Raw genomic sequence first — 24,920 nt, 5'->3', positions numbered from 1 at the left:
TCATCTGAGGGATGAAGCTCATTGATGTTAAAACAGTCACATGACAGTAAAGAGCTTACTGTACAAAGTTTACTGGATAATGTTTACTGGCGTTTTTTCTTGTAACGCTTCAAAGCTAACACCATCTGCTAATTCAACCAATTTTAACCCGCTGTCAGTCACGTCTAATACGGCAAGCTCAGTGATGATACGATCAACCACGCCTTTGCCTGTCAATGGTAGCTCACAATTGGCCAGAATTTTTGGGTCGCCATGTTTATTGACTTGTTCCATTAGGACAATCACACGCTGCACGCCTGCAACCAAGTCCATCGCGCCGCCCATGCCTTTGACCATCTTTTTTGGAATCATCCAATTGGCCAAATCACCATTTTCTGATACTTCCATTGCGCCTAATATCGCCAAATTAACATGACCACCGCGAATCATTGCAAAAGACTCTGAGCTGCTAAAATAACTGGAGCCTGGCGCTGCTGTGACCGTTTGCTTGCCAGCATTAATCAAGTCAGCATCGACTTTATCTACTGTTGGAAACTCGCCAATCCCTAGTAAGCCGTTCTCTGATTGTAACCACACATCCACGCCTTCAGGAATATAGTTGGCGACCAACGTTGGCAGACCAATGCCTAAGTTCACGTAATAGCCGTCTTGTAATTCCTGTGCAGCGCGTTGCGCCATTTGCTCTCTTGTCCATGCCATGCTGATTTCCTTATTTTTTACGATATTCTATTTTTACTTATCTAAACGATGAGCTATCTAAACTGTCATGAATATAAAAACTGATTATTAGTTTCAAACACAATTAAGCTTTAGTCGTGGTTTTTTCGATACGTTTTTCAGGGCTATTATTCAATACAATACGTTGAACAAAGATACCTGGCAGATGCACTTCATCTGGATCAAAGGTGCCTGTCTCGACGATTTCTTCGACTTCGACGATGGTGATTTTACCCGCCATTGCGCAATCTGGATTAAAGTTGCGAGCTGTTTTGTTAAAGATTAGATTGCCCGCTTTATCTGCTTTTTGCGCTTTGATCAATGCCACATCAGCACGCAGTGTATGCTCTAACACATAAGTGCGACCATCGAAATCACGTGTCTCTTTACCTTCAGCAACAAGTGTACCAACACCCGTTGCGGTATAAAATGCAGGAATACCTGCACCACCTGAGCGTAATTTCTCAGCCAATGTGCCTTGCGGGGTCAGCTCAACCTCTAACTCGCCTGCCAAGTACTGGCGCTCAAATTCTTTGTTTTCACCCACGTATGACGAAATCATTTTTTTGATTTGGCGTGTCTGCAATAACAGACCAAGACCGAAGTCGTCGACACCAGCGTTATTACTGATACAGGTCAAGCCTTTAACCTTGCTATCACGCAATGCTTCGATTAACGATTCTGGAATACCGCATAGACCAAAACCGCCGATAGCAAGTGTTTGCCCGTCAGTTACGACGCCTTTTATCGCTTCTTCGGCACTGCTATATATTTTTGATTGACTCATGTTTGTCTCCTATGATTATCATTTATATTTTTAATCCGTGCATAAACTAATGCTGAATTAGATGTATCAAGCATTCATTTGCTTGTTGCTTTTAATAAAAACTAACAGTGAATCTGACAGTGCTTATTTTTTCTTTTAAGTGCTGTAACGTTATACCACCAGCCAAAACACACCCATGATAACAGCACCAGATACCGCAAGCACTATCAGGCAATAGCCCATAATGGCTCGCGCATCTAAACCTGCGATACCCAGCAATGGCAAGGCCCAAAACGGCTGAATCATATTGGTCCACGCATCGCCCCATGCTATCGCCATCGCAGTGATTGCTGGATTCACACCCAGCTCAATACCAGCAGGAATCATAACAGGACCCTGTACCGCAAACTGTCCACCGCCTGACGGTACAAAGACGTTGACCAAACCAGCACTCAAAAAGGCAAAGATTGGAAAGCTGTCTGCGGAGGCAGAATTGACGAAAAATTCGGTCACTTGCGTACTGATAGAGATACCATCAACATTTGCACCAGTCATGATACCCATGATACCGCCATAGAACGGGAACAATAGCACAATACCCGTGATGCCACCTATCCCTGAGTGTACTGCCCGATAATAGCGCTCTAACGTGCCATGCGATAGCAAACCTATAAATAAAAACAGCCCAATGACGATGTTTAGCCCTAGGTTAAAACCGTTACTACCAAACTCGCTGATATAGTACATCAGTGCCAAGGCTAATAGGATAACCGCAATAATGCGACTGTCATCTAGTTTTTGTGCAGGCGTGTCTCTTGGAGGTGCGATATACACTTCTTGTTTGATAAGTTTAGGATCAATAACCGTAGGGTTTTTGGGATGCATAAAGCGATTAACGAGTGGCAAAATAATGATGAGCAAACCTACAAGCAACAAGTTATAGCCTGCAAATACCGTCTGTGACAGAGGCACTGCTTCGGTCATGGTATTGCCTGATAGCGTCAGCAGCGTATCACCGCCCGAGCTGAGCGTCAGTGGTATCGACCCTGAAAAACCACCATGCCAAATAACAAAACCTGAATACGCGGCCGCGACCAGCAAAGGATAGTCGACGTTGGCAACTTTTCTAGCTAGTGCTTTCGCAAAGATAGCACCGATGATAAGACCAAACCCCCAGTTTATCCATGAACCAACCAGTCCAACCAAGGTAGATACGATAATAGCCGTCGTAGGAGAATGCACTCTACTGGCAAGATTGTCTAACAAACGCTGAATAAATGGTGCGCTGGCAAATGCGTAGCCTGTCACTAAAACCAACGCCATTTGCATGGCAAAGCTATGCAGTGACCACAGTCCGTTGCCCCAATGCCCCGCCATCGCAATCATATCTTGGCCAGTGATAGCCAGTCCTACAGCAAATGCAATGAGTGTCAATACGATTGAAAACACGAATGGGGATGGTAGATAGCGATTGACTAACTGCACGCTCATATTAGTGATGGCACTAAACATATTCACATTCCTTGTAAATTTAATGTTTGGTTTTAAAAATTATAGTTAGAACTATGTTGAACGATTATCATATTTGAGAGTAATTACTGTTTACTGCACCTAATAAATGGAAAACATTGTATTTTATATTATCATCCATAACAATACATTTTATATCGCTATATCATGCATGAAATACTTATGCTAACTTAACATATTATTTTCGTAGCGACTAGAAAATAACAGTCAGCGCATGTGAGTCAACGCTGTGCAGTATATAGATCGGTAAAATATTAATGATGGATAGTGCATGAGTCTAGATTTATGTTTGATGAAACAGACGAAATAGACCTGTTTTGATTAATTTTATTGACCTATATGGACAAGCACGGCATACTCGCTGCCTTATTTTTTTGCCAAGGAGGGCCATCATGTTTAGTACGCTTGCTATTGTCATTACTCTATTGTTACTCATGTTCTTTGCTTATCGCGGTTATTCTGTGCTGATCTTAGCACCGATTATGGCGACATTAGCCGTATTTCTTTCAGGTGATTTTTTAAGCAGTATTCCCGCCTATACCGATGTCTTCATGGGTGCTTTGAGTGGATTTTTACTCAAGTTCTTCCCTATTTTCTTATTGGGCGCGCTCTTTGGGCGTTTGATGGCAGACTCTGGTGCAGCGACAGCGATTGCCAATACTGTGGTTGAAAAGCTTGGTGCTAGCAAAGCCATTTTGGCCGTTATCTTAGTCTGTGCTATTTTGACCTATGGCGGTGTGTCATTATTCGTCGTGGCATTTGCTATTTATCCAATCGCCAAAGACTTGTTCAAAGCTGCCGATATTCCTAAGCGCTTGATACCAGCAGCGATTGCTTTGGGCTCATTCACCTTTACCATGACAGCATTGCCAGGTACGCCTGCCATTCAGAATGCCATTCCAATTCCTTATTACAATACCAACGTATTTGCCGCGCCTATTTTGGGTATTATCGGTGGTCTGGTTATGTTTATTGGTGGTTGGTTGTGGTTACAGTCACGCGCCAGAAAGGCTAATGCAGCAGGTGAAGGCTATGGTCAGCATGATGAAGAGGATGTGGGCGGTATCAGTTCAACTGCAAAAGAAACTGAAGCGTTAAATACGCATCACACCTCATTTACCGTTGCGATGATTCCATTAATATTGGTCATTGGTTTAAACGCTATATTGACGTACGCTATCTTTCCATCGATGGACTTTAGCGGTTTGCAGACACAGTTCCCTGACTTAAATATCGCAGGCTCACTCGGATTATGGTCAATTATTCTCTCATTGGTTGTGGCTTGCGTGGTGTTAATCTTGCTACGTATTGGACATTGGAACAATCTACAAAAAACCATTAACCGTGGTACTTACGACTCTATGTTACCGATTTTTAACACGGCATCGGAAGTCGGTTATGGTGCGGTCATTGCCTCGTTGGCAGGCTTCCTTATCATTCGTGATAGCATCTTAAACCTAAGCCCTGAAAACCCACTCATCTCAGAAGCGGTCGCAATGACCACACTGGCGGGTATTACCGGTTCATCATCTGGTGGTTTGAGTATTGCTCTATCCACCTTGGGCGAAGATTATCTCAGAATGGCCGTAAATGCTGGTATCGATCCAGAGCTCATGCATCGAGTCGCCGTCATGGCAGCTGGTGGTTTGGATACCTTGCCACACAGTGGTGCAGTCATCACTTTGCTAGCAATTTGTGGTCTGACCCATAAACAGTCATATCTAAACGTTGCCATGGTCACAATGGCTATTCCTTTGGTCGCGGTCGTCACTGTTATCACTTTGGGTACTATGTTTGGTTCGTTTTAATTTTTAATCATAAAATCTGAATAACAGTACCTAACAAAAAACCCACTTAGAGATTGCTCGGTGGGTTTTTTATGGCCAGCTGATAACGTCTAAATTCGATGTAAGCCTATTGTTTATGGTTAGTAGATACCTGACGAATGAGAAGTAATTACCAAGGAATATCACAAATTTAGCCGAATTACGGTATCATAGGCACACTTTTTAAATTTTCATTATTTTTGGAAGTTTTTAGCATTGATAACATCGCGTCCAATAGCCATAAGCTGCTTAAGACGTTTGATAACTAACCCGTTTATATAAAAATATAGGTGATGAAAGTGCGTGAGATTCTAGTAACCAGTGCGCTGCCCTACGCCAATGGCTATATCCATTTGGGGCATCTTGTAGAGTATATTCAGACAGACATTTGGGTACGTGCGATGAAAGCGCAAGGCCATCAGGTCACTTATGTCTGCGCAGATGATGCACACGGTACCGCCATCATGCTAAAAGCAGAAGCCAATGGCGTGACACCAGAAGAACAAATTGCGTCAGTAAAAGCATCACATGAAGCTGATTTTTCTAAGTTTTTGATTAATTTTGATAATTATCATTCTACTCATTCAGAAGAAAATAAAGAGTTTTCTGAGCTTATTTATCGTCGTCTTAGTAGCGCTGGACACATCAGCACTAAAGACGTTGAACAGTTATTCGATCCTGAAAAGCAGTTATTTTTAGCCGATCGATTTGTCAAAGGCACCTGCCCTGAGTGTGATAGCCCAGACCAATATGGTGATAACTGTGAAGTATGCGGCACCACATACAATGCCACCGAACTTAAAAATCCACAGTCTACGCTGTCTGGGTCAACACCTGTACTCAAAACCTCTAAGCATTATTTCTTTAATTTGCCAGAGTTTGAGCAATTCTTAAAAGACTGGACACGCAGTGACAACCGTTTGCAAACGTCAGTGGCCAATAAATTGCAAGAGTGGTTTGAGGCAGGCTTAGCGACTTGGGACATCTCACGCGATGCGCCTTATTTTGGCTTTCAAATTCCAGATACCCCAAGCGATGAGCCAGATAAATACTTTTATGTATGGCTAGATGCACCAGTCGGCTACATGGCAAGTTTTAAAAACCTATGCGACAAACGCGCAGGTACAGAGCAAGCGCTTGATTTTGACCGCTATTGGGCACAAGAAAACGAACACAAAACCGAGGTTTACCACTTCATTGGTAAAGATATCGTTTACTTCCATGCGTTGTTTTGGCCAGCTATGCTTGCGGGCAGCGAGTATCGTACACCAACAGGCGTCTTTGCCCACGGCTTCTTGATGGTCAATGGCGAGAAGATGAGTAAGTCACGCGGTACCTTTATTAAGGCCGAAACGTACGCTGAGTATTTACACCCTGAGTACCTGCGCTATTACTTCGCCAGTAAACTGTCTGACAAAGTCGAAGATATCAATCTAGATTTAGAAGACTTTATGCAAAAGGTCAACTCTGATCTGGTTGGAAAAGTCGTCAATATCGCCAGTCGTAGTGCAGGGTTCTTGGTTAAGAAATACGACGGCATGCTTTCAGAAGTTTGTGCAGAGCCAGAACTGTTAGAAGACATCACCAAAACGGGTGATGAGATTGCTGCTGCCTATGAAAACCGCGAATTCTCACGTGCTATGCGCTTAATCATGCAGTGTGCGGATAAAGCCAACGAGTATATTGATGAGAAAAAACCATGGTCGCTTGCTAAGCAAGAAGGCACTGAACAAGAAGTTCAAGACGTCTGCTCGGTCGCGATTAATATCTTCCGTCAATTGATGGTCTACCTTGCACCTGTACTACCTGAGCTGACCAATAATGCCAAAGAATTCTTAAACATTGACAGCTTAGATTTCGCCAGTCGTAACCAGTGGTTACTTGGCCATAAAATCAATAAGTTCAAACCATTGATGCAGCGTATCGAAGAAAAAGATATTGAAGCTATGGTAGAAGACTCAAAAGCCTCTCTCGCACAAGTAGACGCGCCAGCGCCAGCTGCTATCACAAACAACAAGCCAGCAGCGAAAAATGCAGCACCAGAAGCCAATGCAGACGCTGAGCAAGCTGACTATATTGGTATCGAAGACTTTGCCAAAGTTGAGATGAAAGTGGCGCACGTCTTAGCCTGTAACCATGTCGAAGGCGCGGACAAGCTTTTACAGTTTACGTTAGATGTTGGTGAAGACAAGCCACGCAACGTGTTCAGCGGTATTCGTAAGTTTTATGAGCCTGAACAATTGGTTGATAAAAAGGTCATTTGTGTAACCAATCTTGCCCCGCGTAAGATGAAATTTGGTATCTCAGAAGGCATGGTACTATCAACTGGTGAGCCAAAGACGGGCTTGACGGTCGTTACCTTACCGGATGCTTGTGTCGTTGGTGACGTATTAGCTTAACGGTTATTTTTAGTGTTAAAAAATAAAAAAGATGCCCTAGCGGCATCTTTTTTTATGGTTGATTTATTAAATGAATAAAAACCACGCCTTACCTATTCAAAATATCAATGATCTGCAACGTATCACTAATCACCGTCACAATATTATTTTCTGGCGTACGAATACGAACGTAGCGATCGTTATAACGGTCTAAAATGACTGAACGATCATAATTCCTTCTATCAATCTTGCCGACCACTCTATAACCGTATCTATCGATATCACGCTTAAATGAGGCGTTAGGGCTAGCATTGCGATAAGCATTAATATTTGGGTGGGCTTTGCCATTATGCTTATAGTTTTTACTGATATGGGCAGAATTACCCTTTGCGTTTCCATGTCCATTACCGTGCCCGTTTCCATGACCATCTTTTGCCACAGCCGGCAAGCAAATCAAGGAGGTGGCAGTAATACCCGCGATGGTTAATAGTTTGAGATTAGCAGTGTTCATAATGTTACCTTCATAATGTTACCTTCATAATGGTGCTTTCATAATGTTGCTTGCAGAATATTCGTTTAGACAATATCAAGTAGAGACCAGCGTGAGTTCTATATTCGCCACGTCAGCGCAATAGTAATGTGAATTTTGGACTTACTATCATTCTCGTATCAGAAAATTCTCTTATAAAAATCAGCTTACGTTAATTATGAAGGCAGTCCGTAATAGATGCGTTGCTAGCTTGTAAGCTTTTTGATGGTGACTTTACTGAATAAGATAGCCAACCTACTCCTTATTAGCACCGATGACGAACACGACTGAATTTTTTATTGCGATAACTTACATTACTGTCATAATATGAACATAATGATCGATGGAACGATTACTTTATTGTTAGCCTGCTATTTTGGCATCAACATAGCATTGACTCGGCTAACCTGCATTTTCCAATATCATGTTCAAAACCCAAGCATAACGAAGATGATTAAGGTCTCTTATAAATAGACTGAACACATCTAACGATATGTACTTGGTTTTTACGATTGATATAACCTATGAGTTAACCTAATAATGACTATTGCTTCTACCTTACGCTTAAGCCTATACGGTGCTGCTATCAGCGCCACTCTCGGACTGATCGGCTGCTCAAACGCTACAGACACTGCTGCAACTGATGACAGTGCCACTGCTGATGCTAGCAAGCCCGCCAAAACATTGGCCATTACGCAAATTGTTGAACACCCTTCGTTAGATGAGATGCGCCGCGGTATCATAGATGAGCTGGCTGACAACGGTTATGTCGAAGGCCAAAATCTAACGATTAACTTCCAGAGCGCTCAAGGAAACACAGCGACAGCGGGTCAGATTGCCAAGCAATTCGCAGGAGACAACCCAGATGCCATCGTGGCCATCTCAACGCCTTCTGCTCAATCAATCGTGGCTTCAACTAAAACCGTTCCTGTCATCTATACCGCTATCTCAGATCCTGTCGCGGCAAAGCTTATCGACGCAAACGCTGTGCCTATCCAATCTAATGTGACAGGCTTGTCTAGCGAGTTGCCTATCGAGCCGCAATTAGACAACATTCAGAAAATTGCGCCTAATGCTAAGACCATTGGTTACGTTTATAGCCCAGGTGAAGTCAACTCTGTATCAGTACTCAACCAACTGAAAAAAGCAGCGCCCGCGCGTGGCCTTAAAATATTAGAAGTCACTGCCAATCGCCCAACGGACGTTGCTATGGCAACGCGTAGCTTATCTGGTCGTGCTGATATTATTTATACTTCTTTAGACAACAATGTCGTCTCTGCCTTTGAAGCGATGGCAGGTGCTGCCAATGAGCTTGATATTCCCGTCATTGCTTCAGACGAGTTTAGTGTGAGACGCGGTGCTACTGCGGCGCTTGGTGTCAATGACTATGACTTTGGTCGTACTACAGGCAAAATGGTGTATCGAGTATTAAGTGGCGAAGCCGTCAATACGATCAAGCCCGAAGTCATGAATACGTTAACCTTATATGCCAGCCCAAAACATGCAGCTGAGCAAGGCGTGAGCTTGACCGATGAGCTGCTAAAAAATGCCATCAATGTCGACAAAGAAGCAAAGAGTGCTAAATAAGTAATCGTTACCTATCTAAGGCGTTTTATCAATATAAGAACCGCTAGCAATCATGTTTATTTATTAAATAATGTACGGACACATTATTATTTTCAGGAGTGAGACCCATGTTGTATCAAAATCGTTTTGGTCATTTCAATTTTAGTAAGGCGCTATTATTAGGCGGTGTTTGTACCGCTCTATTGACTGGTTGTAATCAGTCAGCACAAGATACTGGTAGTACTGACAGCCCCACTGGCGATGCCGCAACAGAGATGAAAAACGTCGCTATTACGGCTATTGTTGAGCATCCCGCGCTTGATGACGTACGCAAAGGTGTCATCGATGAGCTAAATGAGGCCGGCTTTAAAGACGGTGAAAACTTAACCGTTAATTTCCAAAGCGCACAGGGCAACACTGCTACTGCAGGGCAGATTGCTAAGCAATTCGTTGCAGACAACTCAGATGTTATCGTTGCCATTGGTACGCCATCAGCACAATCGGTTGCAGCTGCTACCAGCACTATTCCTTTGGTATTCTCTGCCGTGACCGACCCAGTAGAAGCCAAATTGGTATCAAAGCTTGATGGTTCTGGCACCAATGTAACTGGCGGCTCTGATGCGCTCCCTTACGAGCCACAAATTGCCTTGATGCGCCAAATTATTCCAAGCTTGAAAAATGTAGGTTATGTTTATAGCCCAGGTGAAGTGAACTCTACTATTATCCTAAAAAATCTAAAAGAAAAGCTGACACCAATGGGCATCACTGTACATGAAGCCCCTGCCCAACGCAGTACCGACATCGCGATGGCTGCACGTAGCCTCGAAGGTAAAGTTGATATGATTTACACATCAACCGATAATAACGTGGTATCTGCTTACGAGTCACTGTTCCAAGTCGCTAAAGAAAGTAAAATTCCGCTGATTGCTTCAGACACCAGTTCTGTTGCACGCGGTGCCATTGCTGCATTGGGCGTTGACTATTATGCACTTGGCCGCGAAACAGGTAAAATTGTGGTGCGTATTTTGAACGGTGAAAAGGCAGGCGATATCCCTGTTTATACGCCGCAAGCACTTGATTTGTATGTCAGTCCAAAAAATGCCACAGCTGAAGGCATCACATTGCCACAAGCAGTTATCGATAAAGCAAAAGAAGTGGTAGAATAGCGCCCTCTGAATGTAAGCATCACGTTAAACGATTATATTGATGGTTTAATCATAGATTGTTGCTTATATTTACTGCTATTATTTCAGTATAAAAATGACCCAGCTACTGGTATATGAGCTGGGTTATTTTTAATGTGATATAAGCATTAAAACCGAATTTCGAACCAAGGTATTTTATGCTCATTCCTCATAGGAAGATGTTTTGGTTTACCCTAACCGCAGATTGCTTAATCTGTTAAATTCACCGCTTAGCCGTTTGGGTTATATAGGCTTATAGGCAGCATGCTTCATACCTTTGCTGTTTTTTGCTTGTGATAATAATCGCTAAACGCTTGATGATAACCGACTAATATCTTATGTCCTTAATTGCTTTTTTTGGTGCGCTTGAAAGCGGTCTAATTTATGGCCTTGTTGCACTTGGCGTGCTGATTTCATTTCGTACGCTCGACTTTCCTGACTTGACCGCTGACGGTAGCTTTCCGCTAGGTGGCGCAGTCGCTGGTATATCCATCATCGCTGGTATCAACCCATGGTTGGCCTGTGCCTTTGGTATGCTAGCAGGCTCCGTCGCTGGTATCGTTACTGCATGGTTGCATGTCAAACTTGGCATACTGCAATTACTTGCCAGTATCTTAGTCATGGTTGCCCTATATTCTATCAATTTACGTATTATGGGGGCGCCAAACTTACCACTATTGGGCGAAACCACGGTATTTAGTACCTTGGTGACCGATGGTAATGGCTATTGGATGCGCTGTTTGATTATTGGTATGGTTGTGATACTTGCCATGCTGTTTTTAAACTGGTTTTATAGTACCGAAACTGGTCTTTCGATGCGTGCGACTGGCTCGAACCTAAGAATGGCGCAGGCTCAAGGTATTAATACCTCATGGATGACCATCGTTGGTATGGCAGTGTCTAACGGTTTGATCGCTTTAGCGGGTGCTTTGTTTGTTCAGACTCAGGGCGGCGCAGATATCTCGATCGGTATCGGTACGATTGTCATTGGTCTAGCAGCGGTCATCATCGGTGAAACCATAATTCCGGCCAAGCGCATTTGGCTGATTACTTTTGCTGTGGTCGTTGGTGCTGTGCTGTACAAGCTATTTATTCAGGTCGCCCTATCGAGTGATACGCTGCGTAGTATTGGCTTTGGCCCGCAGGATTTGAACTTGATTACAGCGCTACTCGTCGTATTTGCCTTGGTATTGCCAAAAGCTAAAAATAAATTTTTAAGTCGTAAAGTTCGAGCTTAATGTCAATGTGCAACCATAAGGAAGAATTATTATGATGCAAGCTACAGATTTGCGGTTGACCTTTAATCCTGGAACGCCCATTGAAAACCCTGCACTACGCGGTATCAATTTAAACATTGCAGATGGTGAGTTTGTGACTGTCATCGGTACTAATGGTGCTGGTAAGTCGACCTTTCTAAACGCAGTCAGTGGTACCACGCGCGTCGATAGTGGCTCAATCCTGTTAAACGGTATTGATGTCACCAAAAAGACTGCGCATCAACGTGCTCATTGGGTTGCTCGTGTGTTTCAAGACCCAATGGCAGGAACTTGTGAAGCGCTCACTATCGAAGAAAATATGGCGCTTGCTTATAAGCGCGGCGGCAAGCGTGGTTTGAGCTTTGCGCTAAACCCAAATAACCGAGACTTGTTTAGAGAGAAACTCTCAGTCCTAAAGCTTGGACTAGAGAATCGACTGACTGACCGTATGGGACTGTTGTCTGGTGGTCAACGACAAGCCGTCAGTCTACTAATGGCATCATTGCAACCGTCTAAAATTCTATTACTTGATGAGCATACAGCGGCACTTGATCCAAAGACAGCGGCTTTCGTTTTAGAATTGACCGATAAAATTGTAACGGACAATAAGCTGACAACGATGATGGTCACGCACTCGATGCAACAAGCATTGGCGCATGGCACACGTACTGTTATGTTGCATCAAGGCCAAGTCGTACTAGATGTCGCTGGTGATATTCGTAAAGGCATGACCGTGCATGATTTACTCGATATGTTTGAGCAAACGCGTGGCGAAAAAGTTGAAGATGACAGCTTGATTTTGAGCTAATCCGCAAAACAGCTGCATTTGAATGCTAAATAAAAAACGTCTATTAAATAGGCGTATTGAACATTATGAGCAAAAAAATAGCAAACGAGTAATTTTTAAGTTCTCACACAAAAAAGACGTCGTTTGCTATGCCTTGCTCAAAGAGCAATACTGGACAAGACTAAGGTCTATATTACTAGAGCTTAATATCTATAACACAGGGAATCTTAGACAAACGGTCGAAGGTGTACTGTATCGTATGCGTGTCGGCTATCCTTGGCGTGATCTACCCTCCTCATTTTTAATCATCATAGTCATTATATAAATTTTATAAAGAATGACAAACGACTTCAATCTTGTTCCCTGAAGGATCAATTAGGAAAGCGGCATAGTAACCCTCATGATACTCAGCTCGAAGTCCTGGCTGCCCAGCGTCATATCCACCATTAGCAATGCCTTGAACATGAAAGGAATCAACTCTATCTCTCTTATCGACTTGAAAACACCAATGGTTAGCATGGTTACGAGTGAAGTCTTGTGCCTCAAAGATAGTCAGATAGCTATTATGATGAGCATCTGGCGTGTTCCGAACGCCGTATTTTAAAGCCTCGGCTGAACCCTCTACTTTCTTAGCACCTAAAATAGGCATAATAGCATCGTAAAATTTTTCAGCATTATTTAAGTTGGCAACCGATAGTGAGATATGATCAATTTGTAGCGTCATGAAAGTTCAACCTTAAAGTTATTAGAGTGTTAGGGTGTGTTATCAATTAGCACATTAATACATTATTTATCTACAATTTTTCTTATTTTAAGCCTCATAATCTAATCGATGACACACCCTAGGTGATTTAAGAATAAATAAGCATAATAGAGATACTTCTCTACTTTGCGCAAAAGCTTTTAATACCTATCAGCCGCAATGCTTACATTAATTTCCATATCTCCGGAACTAAAACCCCTTCCATATCGATAAAGGTAACTTTATTCATATTTAATTCCTTTAGTTTAAGTTTGCAAAGAGCAAGAACACACCTAATAGACCTAATATAAAACCAATGACACGATTGATTGCGACTTGCTGCTGTAGCATTTTTTCTCGTAGCGTCCGTTGAGAGAACAATAAAGCCACCAAGGCGAACCATATGAAGTGAGCCACAGACATAAACAAGCCATAACCGATTAAAATAGACTTTGGAGTACTGGCGCTAACAATCTGCGTATACGTGCTAATGACAAACAATGTAGTTTTGGGATTCAAAGCATTGGTAAAAAAACCATAGCGCAATGCTTGTCCGGAGCTGATGCGCGCAGAAGCGCCGACGTCATGTACAGGCTTTTGTGTGAATGTCTTATAACCAATATAAATAAGATAAAGTGCACCAAGATATTTTACGATTGTCAAAAAATTTGGCGCAAGCTTCATGACAATCGCAACAGCTACTAACGTATAAGTCACGTGTACTAAGACACCTAGCGCTATACCAATAGACGTTAGCACACCGACTGAACGCCCGTATAGGTAGCTATTCTTAGTAACAATAGCGAAATCAGCCCCAGGACTAATCACAGCAAGAATGGTAATCATGATAACGGTAAAAAATTCTGTCATTTAATGAACTCTATAAAGAAAATACCAATATATAAAGAGTTTTATCTTTATATTAGTTTTTTCATATTGTTAATTTAAGTGCATTCTCCTACATTTACAGATAAACTAAAATTGAGTTTATTACATCATCATCTATGAGTTTTTGGCATGATAGAAAAAATATCGTTGAATTCATTAAGGTTCTTTTACTACGTTGCAGAGCATAATAGTGTGACGCTTGCTTCTCAGAAACTGTTTGTGACACAAAGTGCAGTGAGTAAACAGATTAAGAATTTGGAAGATGCTTTAGATGTATCTTTGTTTAACCGAATCAATAAGAAACTGGTACTCACAGCCAATGGCAATCTACTTTTCTCTTGTTGTCAGCAAATTTTTGCGAAATTAGATGACTGTCTTGTGGATCTAACGAGGCAAGATCATCGAAAAAAGCAACTGGTACTCTCCTGTGAGCCCACTATTTCAATGAAATGGTTGATACCGCGTTTGGCTGAATTTAATTCATTAAATTATGGGTTTGAAATTGTATTACTGACGGGTGGCGGAATAGTAGACTTTCAAGGGAAATCTATTGATATTGCTTTGCGCAGAAATGATTTTGAATGGGACAAAAATATATTTCATGAGAAAATTATTGAAGAATACATAGTCGCTGTCCGCAACCCTAGAACTGAACCAACGAACACCCTATTACTGACTTCTTCTCGACCAAATTTTTGGCATCACATAAATAAATCTAAGTTAGTCAGTAGCGAGATTTTATCGTACGAGACCATGGTGTTAGAGCACTTTTACTTATGTATTGAGGGGTGCTTAGCTGGTTTGGGAACCGCTATTGTTTCAATGTTTATGGTGGAAAAAGAACTTTCGCATCACTTTTTAGAATTAATCCATCCTCCAATGGCAGACAGCTCGTCTTATCATTTATTGTCTTATCATCCTTTTTACGAAGATGAGAGAAAGGTGGTGTTTAAAAATTGGCTGAAAAAAGAGATGCTGAATAGCAAAATGCAGTTTATGCAAACTTTGCAATGCGTATAGAAATTATATCGTGATATTTCGACAATACTTGCATTTTGTTATAAGTAAAAATATATATTGAGTAAGATGAACCGCCCCAACTTTATCGGAGACTTAATATTCTGAGAAAATTGACTATATTAGATCCAACCCTCTTCGAAAAGCTGCTCAGTATTACGCACTTTATAGGTTTAGGCTATAGAACGCCAAGACAGATGTGGTTTGACTTTTATTGTCAGGCTACGTAACTAAAATCTCCCAAGTGAATGTCTACATATTTGACAGCATAGGTCACTTATCAACCTTTGAAAACGCTCAATCTTCTCAAAGGTTTTTTGTTATCTATAGTTACTGATTCTACAAATTTCTCGCTCATCATTATATAGTTGTCGTCTATAACAACAACTTATCCATCACCATTTATCTATGAGGTTTGTCATGCGCAAAATTCCTGTCTACTCCCACCCTGCTGCTGGTTGGCCTGCGCTGTTTTCCTCTACTCGTAAACTGATGGACTATCAAACTTTTTTGCGTGGCAGTGTCAGCGTATTCAAAAGCAACCAACCTCAAGGCGGATTTGATTGCCCAGGTTGTGCTTGGCCTGACCACAAGTCCCACAAAGCTATCGACGTCTGCGAAAATGGTATCAAGGTCATCGCTAGTGAAACCATGACAAAAAAAGCAGATGCCCAGTTCTTTGCACGACACACCGTCACTGAACTACAAGGATGGTCTGGCTATGAGCTTGAACATAGTGGCCGCTTATCAGAGCCGCTATACTATGATGTCGCGCAAGACCGCTATGTAGCGATCTCTTGGGAGATGGCTTACCAACGTATCGCTGAACAATTCAAACAGCTGAGCTCGCCAGATGAGGCGCTCTTTTACACCTCAGGCCGTGTCACCAACGAGCCAGCCTTTATGTATCAGCTGTTCGTACGCTGTTTCGGTACTAATAACCTACCTGACTGCTCAAACATGTGTCACGAGCCAACCTCGGTCATGCTAGGTAAGCAGTTAGGTATTGGTAAAGCAACAGTCAAGTTAGAAGATTTTGAGCAAGCCAAGCTTATCTTGATGTTTGGACAAAATCCAGCGACCAATCATCCACGAATGCTTGAGATGCTCGCCCATGCTCACGAGCAAGGATGTCGAATTATTTCTATCAATCCCATGCGCGAACAAGGTCTCAGTAAATTTAGAAACCCGCAAAAACCCACACATATGGCAGCAGGTCAAAGCAATGACATGGTCGATGAGGTGGTTCAACTTCAGATCGGTGGCGATGCGGCGTTATTGACAGGTATCGCCAAATGGCTGATTGAAAACGATAAAATCAACCACGAGTTCATTGCCACTCATACATCAGGTTTTGAGCCAATTAAGCAGTGGCTAGCAGAGCAGTCATGGGCAGATATCGAGCTTGGTTGCGGTATTCTAGAAACAGATATTATAAATCTCGCCAAACTGGTTGCTGCTAGTCCTGCAACAATTTGCACATGGGGTATGGGCATCACTCAGCATGTGCAAGGTGATGACAATGTCGCGATGATTACCAATCTATTATTATTGATGGGAATGATTGGTATTGATGGCGCAGGCGCGTCTCCTGTTCGTGGGCACTCTAATGTACAGGGCGATCGCACCATGGGCATCCATGAGCGTCCTAGCAAAAGCTTACTAGACAGTCTCGAGCGTGTCTTTGAGCATCCTATGCCGCAAGAGCATGGCTATGACGTGGTTACTGGGGCCAAAGCGCTTATCGCTGGTAAACTAAAAATATTTATGGGCATGGGTGGCAACTATGCTGTGGCAGCACCTGATACCAGTGCCATTGAACAAGCTTTGACGACAACGCAGCTTAATATATTCGTAGGTACCAAGCTAAATGAAACCATGTTGTACCCAGGTGCAAACAATCTAATCTTGCCATGTTTAGGGCGTACTGAACGCATCGTGACTGCTAAAGGTGAGCAGTTTGCGACCATCGAAGATTCGATGTGTCAGGTAGTACCCACTCAAGGCACGCTCAAACCTGTCAGTGATACCTTGAAATCTGAATCACAGATCGTGGCAGACATAGCCACTCATGTGCTTGGCCCTGACTCTACCATTCCTTGGCAAGCGATGAGCGAGGATTTTGACATCGTTCGTGACTATGTTGCTCAAGCTATCAATGGCTTCGAAGATTTTAATCATCGTATTCGCACTACTGAACGTGGCTTTCATTTGTATCATGCTGCTCGCCATCGCGTATGGAATACTGACAGCGGTAAAGCACAGTTTGAAGTACCCAAATATCCAATTACTTATGTCGCCGCACAAATGGCAGAAACCACATCAGTTCTTGAAGACAATGCGAGAAAAAATGGCAACGTTGATGACGATCAAAACGATGGACAAAAGATTTGGCAATTGACCAGTGTGCGTAGTCATGACCAATTTAATACGATGATTTTTGGCTATAAAGATCGCTATCGTCAAACCAATCGCCGTGATGTTTTATTGATGCATCCTGATGAAATCAGCCGCCTAGGCTGGCACGCAGGTGATAGTGTCATGGTATCTCGACAAGGTAACCCAAATGGTACTAGCCAGCCGCGTACACTAGGGCCACTGGTGTTGACTGAGATGGATATTGCGTCTAATGCCGTTGCTGCCTATTACCCTGAATGTAATGACTTATTTGACTTAGACACGCATGCGCCCGATTCACACATACCAGCGTATAAATCAACGACGGTTGTCTTACAGCGGGTCAATGCAAGCATCGCTGAGCCAGTATAGTAAGTGGGAAGTAGATCGTAAAATGATGACAACTGAAACCTATGTTAAAGAGAATGAGCGCACCAGTGAACCGCCGTATGCAAACAATGTGTTTGAAACCGTAAATACATCGATGACACCATTGGTACGTACCCATTTATCAGAAAAGCATTATTATTCATCCGCTAACAACAACGATGACAACATTGCTCAAGTACATATTGATCGCCAACCCGCCAGTCTCGCTGTAGAGGCGGCGGTTGCCATCATCATCAATGGTATTCACTATGCGGTATTGATGGCAAGCCCGCATCAGCTAGAATATTTAGCTGTTGGGTTTTTGTTTAGCGAAGGCTTGATCCAACACAGCCATGAATTGCTTGATTGGGACGTCACTCAACTAACCGATACAGCAAGCTACCAACCCCTTACTCAAGAATCAGCTGATCTGGAATCAGAAGGTGTTGAAGCAGAAAGCTTTGAGCAAACCTTACAACAGCTACAGGACTATGATATTTATATCGTGGAACTGGTCTTAAACCAACGCTGCCATCAACGTATCCAAGCACAGAAACGTCAGCTCGCAGGGCGGACAGGTTGCGGTATGTGCGGTATCACTGGACTGGCACAAGCACTGCCTGATTTGAGTAGTTACACCCAAGATAATGTACCGAGTAGCTCAAATAAAAAATCCGCCACACCGAGTCTAGACGACTTATTAAAAATGCGACAACAAGTCGATGCCACACAGCACACCCATCAACTAACAGGCGCCGTACACGCAGCGGCGACGATGCATCAGCAGCAGTTATATTTATTCGAAGATGTAGGACGTCATAACGCCCTCGATAAACTGATCGGCTGGCAACTGCGTCAAAAGGTCGATGTCGACTGTGTACTAATGACCTCACGCCTATCAATTGAACTGGTACAGAAATCTATCCGTGGTCGCATACCTTGGCTGGTTGGCATGTCTGCGCCTACCAGTACAGCGGTACGTGTCGCTGAGCGTTATGGATTGGGATTAGCAGGATTCTTACGTAACGATAGAGTGACCTACTACTCGGGCATTTGATCCATCATCACGTATTCTGTAATAAAGACTAATTCCTAGAACTAATGAATACGCACCATCCTAAATCTACTCATATTAGCTTCTCGTAACAACTCCCAATACCACCGCTTTCACTAAACCCAGACTATCTATTGATGGCTTACCTTGGGCGTTCCGACGCTCAAGGATAGGCCGTGTCTATATTTTGAAGATATTAATAAAAGTAAGATAAGTTACAGTCAAATGAGAAAGCTAGCGTAGATAATATCGAGACATTGACTAGATTTCTGATGTCATTTGACAAGATTTAGCTACTTTTAGCCCATTTAGGTGGTAAGCAATTGAATTGAGAAAATGCTCTATTAATCTCGCATAACATTTGAGGTTAGCGACGTAATAGGTTACCCTAACCTCACGAACATGTTACATACACTTAACAGATCTGTAGTTTTATTTATTAATACTAAGTTCACTGTGCTGATTATTCACACAGTACTGGATTTAGTATTTAAATTACAGATGATGCATCAATGCGATAGTTGAGCAAAAACCTCTTAACTATTGCTTATTACAGCTGATAAGGCTGTCTAAACCGAGCTCAAGTCATGCCCTCATGGCTTAGTGCTCATTCGTAATTCTGCTATAGACGCTCATCATATGAGCTTTCTTTAGCACTCAGCTACCTTTGTGTATGCATATTAATAGCGTCATGGTTTATCCATGAACTGACGCCTATTGAGAGTAGCCCCTGTCGTTTTGATTTAACACGATGTGAGTCATAAAACAGCGGCACGACACTTAGTACTTGCTCAACACTACAGTTGGTATTTTTGCTATTTACATTAGCCACATACATCCGGTATGAGGGCTTTTTAGGTTATGTCGTATGCTCAATAGTTTGGAATAGATAATTTTAATAAACTTTATTTACTTAAAACAATTGCGAGGTATAAGTTTGAAAACTGAGTCATTGTTCCAATTTTCATCATTAACCATTATTTTATTACTACTAGCTTTTTATGGCGGCACTTACCTGCTTTCTTTATTGATAAAGAAGGACAAAGAGACAACTTCTGGGTTTATGGTCGCAGGCCACGGTGTTGGCTTTGGTATGGGTGCGGCTAGTATGACCGCCACTTGGATTTGGGCTGCTTCATTTTATGCTGCTGCTACCTCTGGCTATAAATACGGCGTGTCAGGACCGATACATTATGGCTTCTGGGGCGCGTTGATGATTTTATTCATCTACCCTTTTGGTATGCGCTTTCGTGAGCTTGCCCCCAATGGTCACACGTTAGGCGAGCTCATCCATGCCCGCCATGGTTCATCAAGCCAATTAATTTTAGCAATATCTAATATTATGGGCAGCTTAATTAGCTTGATGGTCAACTTCACTGCTGCTGGAGCACTGGTGTCAGTCTTGTCACCATTATCGTTCCAAACCGGTGTGATGATCGCGGGTATCGGGGTATTGAGCTATACGTTGACGTCAGGCTTCCGTGCATCCGTGTTTACCGACTTTGCGCAACTAGTCGCGTTGATGGCCATTGGTGTTGTCATTATCCCAGCGGTACTATTTGCCATGGGTGGGCCTGAAGTCATGGTTCAAGGACTGTCAAATCTGACATTGGAGCAACAAAACTTCTTTTCTTCTGAAGCATTCTTTCAGCAAGGCGCGCCCTATTTCGTTGCGGTATTGGCTTACGCGATCGGCAACCAAACCATTACCCAACGATTATTTGCGATTGATAAAACCAAGATTAAGGCTACCTTTGTCACAGCCACCGTCGGCTATGCGGGCATTGTCATTGGTCTAGGTATGATTGGATTGATGGCCGTCACCATCGGTATCGAACCACTTGATGGCAATATGAATAACCTGATTCCACAGATGGTCAGCACTTATCTGCATCCCGTCTTTATCGCTTTATTCTTTATTTTAGTGATTGGTTCATTGTCCTCGACTGCTGATTCCGATTTATCAGCACTATCGACGATTATGATGGCGGATGTCTATGGTAAAAACATCGCTAAAAAAGGTCATATTAAACCAAAAACCATGATGCTCGTTGGTCGTGGCACGATGATTGTCGCGACGGCAGCTGGACTGATTTTTGCCAGCTTTAAGCTCGATATTTTAGTGATGCTAGTCTTCGTTGGCGCATTATGGGGTGCGATCGTTTTTCCTGTCATTGCCAGTGTCTTCTGGAATCGCGTCACCAATACTGCTTTCACCTCAGCCGTCATCATCGGACTTTTTCTGTTCTGTGTTGTACGTTTTGAATTATTGCCAATTACGGGTTTCACTGCCCTATTCTTCGAGATATTGGCCAGTGTCGGTGGTGCTGTCGTGATTGGCCTGATGGTCTTTGGATTCTTAGGTCGTAAGATTGGTATGGGAGCCGCTGCTATCACGCTCGTACTGATGCTAATCTTTGCCACTGGCTTCCTACGTCAATACATGGTCTTACTGGCCTCACTGACCGCTTACGGTGCCAGTACTATCGTCTGTGTGATAGTCAGCTTGATGGGTGATGAACATTTTGACTTTGAATTAATTAAGCAGCGTGTCGGTGACTACGATAATAAGCCTGATACACCACAAACTTAAATTGTTTTAACTGAAATTATTTAACGCAAACAGCGGTTGGTCAGTTTGTCATAGCGTCATCAAACTGATCATCCAACAATTATTAAAAGAGACTATAAGGAGATAGTATGGATAACGTCTTTATCTACGGCTCATATATTTTGATTTGGCCAGTGATTACGCTAGGCGTGCTCATATTAATTTGCACCGCAACTTATCGTGATATCAAAAAAGCAAAACGTGATAACAAGGATATTGTTTAGCGTATCATCGCCATTATTTTTAGAAAACATCACTGAGCACTGGCTTGGTGATAGCGTTATAAAGCCTATTAATCGTATAAATAACTCTAAATTAGGGTCATTTATAGATAAGGTAGCAAATAACCTGTTTTTAATGAAAAAAGGACTTGTAATTTATTATAATTTTGCTAATATAGGCCACCTTGATTGGCTGGATGGCAGAGTGGTCATGCAGCGGACTGCAACTCCGTTAACGCCGGTTCGATTCCGACTCCAGCCTCCAATTATTTATTAACTTTACGTTAATTTAAGCTTGCATTATTATCATAACTGACTATAATAGCGAGCACTTATCTAGTAACTAGATGGTCTATCAGCTAGCTTACATATTAGATAAAACAAGTTTTGCCCGGGTGGTGAAATTGGTAGACACAAGGGATTTAAAATCCCTCGCTAGCAATAGCGTGCCGGTTCAAGTCCGGCTCCGGGTACCATTACATTAAGAGGCTTCCAAGCAATTGGAAGCCTTTTTCTTATGCCTTAATATTTATTATTAAACTAAATCTCTTCTTTAAACTCCCACTCCTTAGATGGTCTTCAGTAAGAATTTCATCTATATCTTTTTAGAACCATGCTTCTTTACATATCACATGCTACCAGCAGCAAATTTTATTGTCTTGTGTTTGCATGGCAGAGTAAGTAAGCATTCATACAAATAATACTGTATCGATTTTAAAGTTATTAGATTATAGTTTGAGTCCATTACTTAAAATCATTATTGATTTCATGGGTCTTCTAGACAAACCCCCTACTTATATTATTTACTCTTCAAATCAGGGACTGTAGTAGATAACTACTAGCTAAGCATTATAAGCCACTACCGCCCATACAAATAAACCAACATTAATAAGTATGATACATACCCATCTGACATTAACTTCCCAATTGCTACCTTCAAAGGCTAATTCGGCTTCATCAGTTATAGACTGTATCGGATAGGGATTGTTTTGACCGTCCCAGGTTAAAAGCTTTTGCACGTCAGGATGTAATATGGCTCGCTTGGTACATTGATAATGATTAGCCTGAAATAGATTACCCAAAGCTATTATTGAGCCTATTATAAAAACCATGATCTGATCACCGCCAGAATGATTGCTAGGCAGTATGCCGTTTTTGCGAAAGACAATATCAGCGCAGGCAAATAGTGAACCACTTGTATCAGCTGGATAAGCCTCACAGAACTGAGCGTCTACTGGCAGATCATCCGCAGGGCTTTCCATATAGGTGCGAATAAACGCCCATTGCACTCTTGGATTGACGTTATAGTCCTCTAACTTTAGATGATGGGTGATGTCGCCTGTCTCAGGATCGGCGACATACAGATTAAGCGGTGTGTAGGCTCGATTGTATGGGTCTTGATGTAAGTCTGGATGCACATCTTTATAGTCTACTATCTTAAGCTCGTAGGGCTGTCGAATCTTCCAAAACGGTCGATAGTAATAAGCTATCTTTTGCTCCTTTTTTAAGAAATAGTACTGAGTACGGAAGGAATATTTTCTAATTAATTGATAGAAAAGGAGGATGATAGGTATTCCAGCTGCAACAAGATATAGTAATGTACCTAAGATATTAATTGCACCCCATCCTTCAGGTCTTATATAAAAATAAGTGATGTCATCATAAACGAAATTTGTTAAGAAAATCGCTGATACGTAAATCCAGCCAATAGCAAAATAAAATACCCAGAAGTATGCTGGTAGGAAGGTTAAGTAATCAGGATTAACATCATGAATTTCTTTGTTAAGATGTTCAATCTCTTCAGTGCTCTTTAATAAGCTTTTGTCTATACTGGCGGTGTAAGGACGGTCAATAGGATTGTGAAGCTCACTGATATGCTGGGCAAAGTCGTCGCGTAATTGCATTTACCGCCTTCTTATTTTTATTTAAACTATCTCACACATCAATGAATCCGTGCATTAATGATAGCGCTATATTAACTACCTGTACCTGCTCTTTTTGCTAAAAGCATAAAAAGCGTACTACCAAAGAACCAGAATAATGCCAGCCCTAAAGATATAACATTTAGTACTAACCATTGATAATGATCCTTGATCAGTAAAAGTGTATTTTTTTCGTCTAAGCTATTGTGCATGGTACTAGTACCATTTTTGAACATAGGAAAATATCCTTTCCTTTTATATATGCAGTGATATTGAATAAATATAGGAGTTGCTATGAAAGTCATAAACAACATTTCATACATATTCAACTTTCCTTTGTAAAAATTTTCACTACCATAAAGATACTTGCATAAAGGTTTTAAATTTTTCTGGGTATAACGAATAACTAGTTGCTGCGAAATCATCCATAAAATCATACCTCCCAAAAAAATAAGAGAGCCAATATCTACTAATAGATCATAAGTCATAATATATTATTTACCTCATCACCAATATGCCTAACTACCTACTCGCTTCGCCCACATCATGAAAAAACCGCTTCCAAATAACCAAAAAAAACCAAGCAATAAAGATATGAAGTTCAAAACCAACCATTTATAGTGTTTCTTAACTAATAAAAGTGCATTTTTTTCGTCTAAATTAGCATGCATCACACTAGTACCACCCTTAAACATTGGCAGATACCCTTTTCTTTTATATACAAAGTGGTACTGTACAAAAATAGGGCTAGCTATAAAGGTCATAAAAAACATATCATACATATTTAGCTTACCTTCGTAAAAGTATTCATCTCCATAAAGGTAATAACACAACGACCTTAAATTCTTTTGTGTATAACGGATTACAAGTTGTTGCGATATCAACCAAATAATTATACCTACAACAAAAATAAGAACGCTAATATCTGCTAAAAGGTCATAAGTAATCATAGTTTATTCACCCCATCTCCGATTCGTTCTCTAGCGAACTCTCCAATTTCACCCCCTGCCAAACCGCCAACTGTACCACCTATAACTGCTACAGCACTCAATACAGCAAAGCCTAATCCAGCAGTAATTACTCCAAAAACTATTGCTAAAATGCTATCCCTACCATAGCACCATAATATCCTTCATGGACACTACCACCAAATTCAAGGG

Annotated in this window: 20 protein-coding genes, 2 tRNA genes and 1 pseudogene; 14 read left to right on the top strand and 9 right to left on the bottom strand. The window is 41.8% G+C overall.

The window, feature by feature from the left end; genetic code table 11:
- Positions 1-69 precede the first annotated feature (69 nt).
- From IPZ60_RS06900 to IPZ60_RS06890, 3 genes are all read right to left on the bottom strand, one after another.
- Entirely contained in the window at positions 70-699 is a 630-nt protein-coding gene (locus IPZ60_RS06900) for a 3-oxoacid CoA-transferase subunit B (RefSeq protein ID WP_194197097.1), read from the bottom strand.
- A gap of 103 nt (positions 700-802) precedes the next feature.
- Positions 803-1,504, bottom strand: a complete 702-nt coding sequence (locus IPZ60_RS06895) for a CoA transferase subunit A (RefSeq protein ID WP_194197096.1) — start codon at positions 1,502-1,504, stop codon at positions 803-805.
- 150 nt (positions 1,505-1,654) lie between these two features.
- A complete protein-coding gene (locus IPZ60_RS06890) occupies positions 1,655-2,995 on the bottom strand; it encodes a short-chain fatty acid transporter (RefSeq protein ID WP_194197095.1) in 1,341 nt (446 codons plus the stop codon).
- A 410-nt stretch (positions 2,996-3,405) separates the two neighbouring features.
- On the opposite strand from IPZ60_RS06890, the gene IPZ60_RS06885 reads away from it, so the two are divergent.
- A complete protein-coding gene (locus tag IPZ60_RS06885; protein ID WP_194197094.1) occupies positions 3,406-4,821 on the top strand; it encodes a GntP family permease in 1,416 nt (471 codons plus the stop codon).
- Positions 4,822-5,132: 311 nt separating this feature from the next.
- Positions 5,133-7,238 carry a methionine--tRNA ligase gene (gene metG, locus IPZ60_RS06880; RefSeq protein WP_194197093.1) on the top strand — a complete coding sequence of 702 codons (2,106 nt, stop codon included), beginning with the start codon at positions 5,133-5,135 and terminating at the stop codon, positions 7,236-7,238.
- A gap of 88 nt (positions 7,239-7,326) precedes the next feature.
- Here the strand turns inward: metG and IPZ60_RS06875 are convergent, their stop codons facing one another.
- Positions 7,327-7,728: a hypothetical protein gene (locus tag IPZ60_RS06875; protein ID WP_194197092.1), complete on the bottom strand. Its 402-nt coding sequence runs from the start codon at positions 7,726-7,728 to the stop codon at positions 7,327-7,329.
- Positions 7,729-8,286: 558 nt separating this feature from the next.
- Between IPZ60_RS06875 and IPZ60_RS06870 the strand changes: the two genes are divergently transcribed.
- From IPZ60_RS06870 to IPZ60_RS06850, 5 genes and pseudogenes are all read left to right on the top strand, one after another.
- Positions 8,287-9,333, top strand: a complete 1,047-nt coding sequence (locus IPZ60_RS06870; protein ID WP_194197091.1) for an ABC transporter substrate-binding protein — start codon at positions 8,287-8,289, stop codon at positions 9,331-9,333.
- A 107-nt stretch (positions 9,334-9,440) separates the two neighbouring features.
- A complete protein-coding gene (locus IPZ60_RS06865) occupies positions 9,441-10,478 on the top strand; it encodes an ABC transporter substrate-binding protein (RefSeq protein ID WP_194197090.1) in 1,038 nt (345 codons plus the stop codon).
- A 356-nt stretch (positions 10,479-10,834) separates the two neighbouring features.
- Positions 10,835-11,734, top strand: coding sequence for an ABC transporter permease (locus IPZ60_RS06860; protein ID WP_194197089.1), 900 nt, complete (start codon positions 10,835-10,837; stop codon positions 11,732-11,734).
- Between the two features lie 31 nt (positions 11,735-11,765).
- Positions 11,766-12,560, top strand: coding sequence for an ABC transporter ATP-binding protein (locus IPZ60_RS06855; protein WP_194197088.1), 795 nt, complete (start codon positions 11,766-11,768; stop codon positions 12,558-12,560).
- 133 nt (positions 12,561-12,693) lie between these two features.
- Positions 12,694-12,840 (top strand): annotated as a pseudogene (locus tag IPZ60_RS06850) (IS5/IS1182 family transposase); the annotation flags it as partial.
- Between the two features lie 27 nt (positions 12,841-12,867).
- Here IPZ60_RS06850 and IPZ60_RS06845 read toward each other — a convergent pair.
- Both IPZ60_RS06845 and IPZ60_RS06840 read right to left on the bottom strand, forming a co-directional pair.
- Positions 12,868-13,263 (bottom strand): VOC family protein, encoded by a 396-nt coding sequence (locus IPZ60_RS06845; RefSeq protein ID WP_194197087.1) that lies wholly within the window; start codon positions 13,261-13,263, stop codon positions 12,868-12,870.
- 279 nt (positions 13,264-13,542) lie between these two features.
- On the bottom strand, positions 13,543-14,151 hold the full coding sequence (locus tag IPZ60_RS06840) for a LysE family translocator (protein WP_194197086.1): 609 nt from the start codon (positions 14,149-14,151) through the stop codon (positions 13,543-13,545).
- A 147-nt stretch (positions 14,152-14,298) separates the two neighbouring features.
- Between IPZ60_RS06840 and IPZ60_RS06835 the strand changes: the two genes are divergently transcribed.
- The 7 genes from IPZ60_RS06835 to IPZ60_RS06810 all read left to right on the top strand — a co-directional run bounded on the left by IPZ60_RS06835 (position 14,299) and on the right by IPZ60_RS06810 (position 22,314).
- The gene (locus IPZ60_RS06835) at positions 14,299-15,189 is read left to right on the top strand and encodes a LysR family transcriptional regulator (RefSeq protein WP_194197085.1); all 891 of its coding nucleotides are present in this window, start codon (positions 14,299-14,301) and stop codon (positions 15,187-15,189) included.
- A 417-nt stretch (positions 15,190-15,606) separates the two neighbouring features.
- Positions 15,607-17,955: an FdhF/YdeP family oxidoreductase gene (locus tag IPZ60_RS06830; RefSeq protein ID WP_194197084.1), complete on the top strand. Its 2,349-nt coding sequence runs from the start codon at positions 15,607-15,609 to the stop codon at positions 17,953-17,955.
- A 112-nt stretch (positions 17,956-18,067) separates the two neighbouring features.
- On the top strand, positions 18,068-19,009 hold the full coding sequence (locus IPZ60_RS06825; protein WP_370463021.1) for a formate dehydrogenase accessory sulfurtransferase FdhD: 942 nt from the start codon (positions 18,068-18,070) through the stop codon (positions 19,007-19,009).
- 949 nt (positions 19,010-19,958) lie between these two features.
- Positions 19,959-21,599, top strand: a complete 1,641-nt coding sequence (locus IPZ60_RS06820; protein ID WP_320108725.1) for a sodium:solute symporter family protein — start codon at positions 19,959-19,961, stop codon at positions 21,597-21,599.
- Positions 21,600-21,706: 107 nt separating this feature from the next.
- Positions 21,707-21,841 (top strand): putative transporter small subunit, encoded by a 135-nt coding sequence (locus IPZ60_RS14185; protein WP_220034714.1) that lies wholly within the window; start codon positions 21,707-21,709, stop codon positions 21,839-21,841.
- Between the two features lie 188 nt (positions 21,842-22,029).
- Positions 22,030-22,103, top strand: a tRNA-Cys gene (locus IPZ60_RS06815).
- 124 nt (positions 22,104-22,227) lie between these two features.
- A tRNA-Leu gene (locus tag IPZ60_RS06810) sits at positions 22,228-22,314 on the top strand.
- 366 nt (positions 22,315-22,680) lie between these two features.
- Here the strand turns inward: IPZ60_RS06810 and IPZ60_RS06805 are convergent.
- The 3 genes from IPZ60_RS06805 to IPZ60_RS06795 all read right to left on the bottom strand — a co-directional run bounded on the left by IPZ60_RS06805 (position 22,681) and on the right by IPZ60_RS06795 (position 24,710).
- Positions 22,681-23,742, bottom strand: coding sequence for a hypothetical protein (locus tag IPZ60_RS06805; protein WP_194197082.1), 1,062 nt, complete (start codon positions 23,740-23,742; stop codon positions 22,681-22,683).
- A gap of 71 nt (positions 23,743-23,813) precedes the next feature.
- On the bottom strand, positions 23,814-24,248 hold the full coding sequence (locus IPZ60_RS06800; protein WP_194197081.1) for a hypothetical protein: 435 nt from the start codon (positions 24,246-24,248) through the stop codon (positions 23,814-23,816).
- Between the two features lie 30 nt (positions 24,249-24,278).
- Positions 24,279-24,710, bottom strand: coding sequence for a hypothetical protein (locus IPZ60_RS06795; RefSeq protein WP_194197080.1), 432 nt, complete (start codon positions 24,708-24,710; stop codon positions 24,279-24,281).
- Positions 24,711-24,920: the final 210 nt, after the last annotated feature.

The organism is Psychrobacter sp. NG25 (genome assembly GCF_015234355.1).
Taxonomy (GTDB): Bacteria; Pseudomonadota; Gammaproteobacteria; order Pseudomonadales; family Moraxellaceae; genus Psychrobacter.
This window is presented reverse-complemented; position numbering and strand designations above follow the sequence as displayed.